Source organism: Geobacillus sp. LYN3, from assembly GCF_003064505.1.
Lineage (GTDB): Bacteria > Bacillota > Bacilli > Bacillales > Anoxybacillaceae > Parageobacillus_B > Parageobacillus_B toebii.
This window is the reverse complement of record NZ_QCWL01000024.1, coordinates 1-3,709: the sequence shown is the minus strand read 5'-3', so window position 1 is coordinate 3,709 and position 3,709 is coordinate 1. Positions and strand designations below refer to the sequence as shown.

Genomic DNA, 3,709 nt, shown 5'->3' with positions numbered 1-3,709 from the left:
CGCATATTTATCAAAATTTGGGGGCTAGAAGTTCAATTTATCTCGAAGAATTTTTACTCCTCAGAGCTGTAAGCTACTCGAATAAATTCTGAATCAAATCCTTGAAGAAGGGTTTGAAGACGCCACGGCAGTTTTAGACTATCCAGACCGTTTCCGCCGTCGTTTGCGCACAACTAATGGGATGGAACGGCTGAACGAAAATATTGAATTTTTTAGTTAAAATTATAAAAATTTGCACAATGAAGTCGATATAATAAAATAGAAAGGAAGTGAGAATAATGTTGAGTGGATTAAACCAAGAACAGATTGCAAATTTTAATTCTAATCGTCAACTTTGGGTGCTTCGATCTCTTTATGGATATAAAGGACATGTATTAGAGGAAAAAATAATGTTGTTATTTTAGATGGTAAAGGTTTTAGAAATATGATGGAAAATGCAACGGAACCCATTAATCCAGATAATGTGATACACATGTCAGCGGAAGAAGAACGTTGACTACGTAGCAACGGAAACAGTGAACTCCTTATTCAAGCATTGAAAAGAGCTGGTGAATTAGGAATACTAGATCCAAATGGGCCTCAAAACTCACCTGTTGTACAACGAATTAATCGAAACATAAATCAAATTTTAGGATATAAAGCTTACGGATTATAATCAAGAAAAACTGGAAAAGGGCGTTCATTTAGTAATTTTTATTGTTTTTTCAATAATCAGGTGTTCTACAACTAAGCCACCTAGACGAGCAATTTCTATAACATTTTTGTGGGATTTTTCATTATTTGGAATTCAATCTCACGTGTACTCATGCCACTTTGATACATCTTGATGATCGCTTCCTCCAGCCAGCCGGTTGTGACGTTGGCAAGGGGCAAACAACTGCGTTTGAAATTCCCCATTTCGGTTTCTTGGGGCCAAAAGGCTTTCAATCCGGCCATATTGCGTATCTAGATTTCGTTGATAGTAGTCATTTCTCATATTCGATGTTTCCACCTGTTCGATTTAGAGGAAATTTTTGATTTTTTTATCCTAAAATGGAAACAAATATTTTTTGAAGAAATGAAAAGGGAGGAATAATTATAAATGAAAACTAAATTTCTTAATTACTTTGCTCCTGTTCTATTAATGGGATATGGTGTTTATCAGGTCATTAATAATGGTGTTGATATAACTTCTATTATTATTATCTTAGCTGCCACCTTTTCATTAATCTTGGCCATTTATTCCGAAAATATCAAACATGATGAAAAAATAAAATAAGTCATTCTATAACCCGTGGTGCTAGATAAAATCATACAAGCATAAAAAATAGCCCTTGCATGAGGATCTCCTTAAAATGAAAGTGCGACCAAACATTTAAAAGGAGAATTCCCATGCAAGAGCACTTTCATTTTACAACAGATCGAGCCAAACTTCAAAAACAATATGCATCGCTTTTTGTATCGGCTCAACTATCGAGTATCCAGATTCCTCTTCAACGTCGAAATCTTCATTTGTTGAAACAGGAAGACGAGGTCATCATCGCCGTCCATGTCCTTGGCAAGTTGTTGGGCTTCACTTCCGAACGGGCTTGGCACCGGTTTGTGATCGGGAATTTGTTTTCCAAGGACTTGTTCCCTGAACGTTCTCGATACAACCGTCGTTGCCGAGCGCTTGGCTTTGTGATCAAGTGGATGCGGCACCAGCTGGTCAAGCGCGTGCAACACCATGCGTATGCGGTCGTGAACAGTTTTCCGATCGATCCCTAATTCCCTCGCAATATCGGAAATACTCATTCCCCTTTCGTACATCTCTTTGATCATAAAAAATTCCCCTCTCGTAATCACGAACCATAGCTCCTCTCATTGACACTATGGTTCTATTGTAAGTGGGGAATTTTATTCCGGTTATATTGGGGATTTTATCATCGGCTTTAACATTTAAAAGCTTGAGGGATTTTTTCTCAACCTTTTTTGCAAGATAAGAAATCAAATTTAGATATGATCTATATTGTCAGGGTATTGTAATGGAAATTTCAGGTATGATTGGGTGGAGAAATATGGATAATAAGATGTATAATCCAGAACTAAAAGAAGCTTTTCTATCAACATATTATAAGGGGAAGACTAGAAAATCTACCAGCTATGTTTTCTCTTATAGTTGTGATCTTGAGTATAAATACCAGAAGGATTTAAAGGATTTTGAAAAAGATGAACTCAATGAATTGTTAGTCAAACTAGCCAAATGGACTACTGAAAATAATTTTAGTAATCGTTTTTCTGTTGTTTAGGGCTTTGCATTTCCGACATTTTAAAATTGAAAGTTAGTGATGTGTGATGTGAAAGGCACGCATATTAGTAATACGAGAAAAGAAAACCGGAAAACAGAAACGGCTCTGTATTACTCTGTCCTTGAAGCGAGAGCTGAACCGGTATATCGAAGGGAAAAGGGACGATGAATACTTAATTAAAAGTCGTAATGGACATAACAAGTCAATCGGCAGGAGCATGGCTTATAAAATATTGCGCAAGGTAGCTGAGCGATTTCATTTAGATGAGATCGGAACGCATACGCTCCGAAAAACATTTGTTTATCACTTTTACCAACAGACTAAAGACGTAGCAATGCTGCAAGAAATCTTTTAACCATTCGTTGCCGGCTATTACATTAAAGTATATTGGTGTTAACCAGGATTCGATGGACCGAGCCATGACGAAATTTAGAATTTGAAGTGCTCATTTTTTAAAAGTTGTGAAACGATTTCCTGGTTAACTAACGGGGCAGGTTTGTTGAAGATGGAATACTCTAAAAATTATTATCAACAATAGTCATTAACATAGCCTAAATAAAAAAGAAGGACGGTTAAATCATATGAACTCTTGTCCCCATACGACAAACACCTCCTGAATCGAATGGAGTTATACATTCGATTCAGGAGGTGTTTTCTTTTGGATTACTTCATTCTGCTAGGCGTTTTTTTATAAAATGATAAATTATAGGATCATTACTTTGAAAATACTTATTAAGGCATGATATAAAAAATCAACAAAATTATAATATTGATAGGGAGACTAATTAACAAAAACAATCCTATATAATTTTTAGGACTAGGACCTTTTTTTGTTATAACAAAATACTCAACACCCAAATTACTGATTGTAATTAATAAAACAAAGATGGCATAAAGCAAAACTTTTTCCTTAAACATGCTTGTGAAAAGGGGAGAAAAGATAATTAGAAAAGTGAGTTGCTGAAAAGTGCCTCGAGAAAAAATATCTACCTTTCCACCCAGAAATGCTTTAAAGTCACTTTTGCTCATATTATCCCCCTTACTATCGTAAGCAACCAGCAGCAGCACTAGCCCCTAACCATACCGCGGCAACACCAGTTCCTATTGCCCAACCAGCTGGACCACTTATTCCAGCAAGAGTCATAAGACCAGTAAACGCAGTAGTATGCGCGAAACCTGCAATGGATGCTGCTCCACAACCGCTGATTTTTTGTATCGATACTATATTATTATTTTGTGTATTTACTTCTTCTAAAATACTTTCTTTTAAGTTTTCACCTTCAGCACTATTTATAACTTTGTTAAATTTTTTAATGACACTAACTACCTCTTTGTATGATGGCGCATTATTTATTAAATTTAGCTGTTCCTTTGGTACCGTCAAGAATTTTGTGTAATGAAAGATAGATAGGGTATCTCTGAATGGATTTGGAATAGATAAG

General features: G+C 35.8%; 3 protein-coding genes and 5 pseudogenes. 4 read left to right on the top strand and 4 right to left on the bottom strand.

Going from position 1 to position 3,709, the window contains the following annotated elements:
* Positions 1-789 precede the first annotated feature (789 nt).
* Positions 790-1,000, bottom strand: a pseudogene (locus DCC82_RS16590) (transposase); the annotation flags it as partial.
* A gap of 81 nt (positions 1,001-1,081) precedes the next feature.
* Here DCC82_RS16590 and DCC82_RS17510 point away from each other — a divergent pair.
* Both DCC82_RS17510 and DCC82_RS16585 read left to right on the top strand, forming a co-directional pair.
* Complete coding sequence (locus DCC82_RS17510) at positions 1,082-1,258, top strand: hypothetical protein (RefSeq protein ID WP_158268599.1); 177 nt, start codon at positions 1,082-1,084, stop codon at positions 1,256-1,258.
* A gap of 113 nt (positions 1,259-1,371) precedes the next feature.
* Positions 1,372-1,740 (top strand): annotated as a pseudogene (locus DCC82_RS16585) (IS982 family transposase); the annotation flags it as partial.
* Here DCC82_RS16585 and DCC82_RS16580 read toward each other — a convergent pair.
* Positions 1,711-1,824 (bottom strand): annotated as a pseudogene (locus DCC82_RS16580) (helix-turn-helix domain-containing protein); the annotation flags it as partial. The pseudogenes DCC82_RS16585 and DCC82_RS16580 sit on opposite strands and share 30 nt — an antisense overlap.
* A 179-nt stretch (positions 1,825-2,003) precedes the next feature.
* Between DCC82_RS16580 and DCC82_RS16575 the strand changes: the two are divergent.
* Both DCC82_RS16575 and DCC82_RS16570 read left to right on the top strand, forming a co-directional pair.
* Positions 2,004-2,267: a phage lytic cycle repressor MrpR family protein gene (locus tag DCC82_RS16575; protein ID WP_108430517.1), complete on the top strand. Its 264-nt coding sequence runs from the start codon at positions 2,004-2,006 to the stop codon at positions 2,265-2,267.
* Positions 2,267-2,707 (top strand): annotated as a pseudogene (locus DCC82_RS16570) (tyrosine-type recombinase/integrase); the annotation flags it as partial. The gene DCC82_RS16575 and the pseudogene DCC82_RS16570, both read left to right, overlap by 1 nt.
* 292 nt (positions 2,708-2,999) lie before the next feature.
* Here the strand turns inward: DCC82_RS16570 and DCC82_RS16565 are convergent.
* Positions 3,000-3,296 (bottom strand): hypothetical protein, encoded by a 297-nt coding sequence (locus tag DCC82_RS16565; protein WP_062678786.1) that lies wholly within the window; start codon positions 3,294-3,296, stop codon positions 3,000-3,002.
* 13 nt (positions 3,297-3,309) lie between these two features.
* Positions 3,310-3,709, bottom strand: a pseudogene (locus DCC82_RS16560) (hypothetical protein); the annotation flags it as partial.

Bases quoted from the DNA above. Each gene is read 5' to 3' on its own strand.
- DCC82_RS17510 (WP_158268599.1), top strand. From the start codon at position 1,082: ATGAAAACTAAATTTCTTAATTACTTTGCTCCTGTTCTATTAATGGGA.
- DCC82_RS16575 (WP_108430517.1), top strand. From the start codon at position 2,004: ATGGAAATTTCAGGTATGATTGGGTGGAGAAATATGGATAATAAGATG.
- DCC82_RS16565 (WP_062678786.1), bottom strand. From the start codon at position 3,296: ATGAGCAAAAGTGACTTTAAAGCATTTCTGGGTGGAAAGGTAGATATT.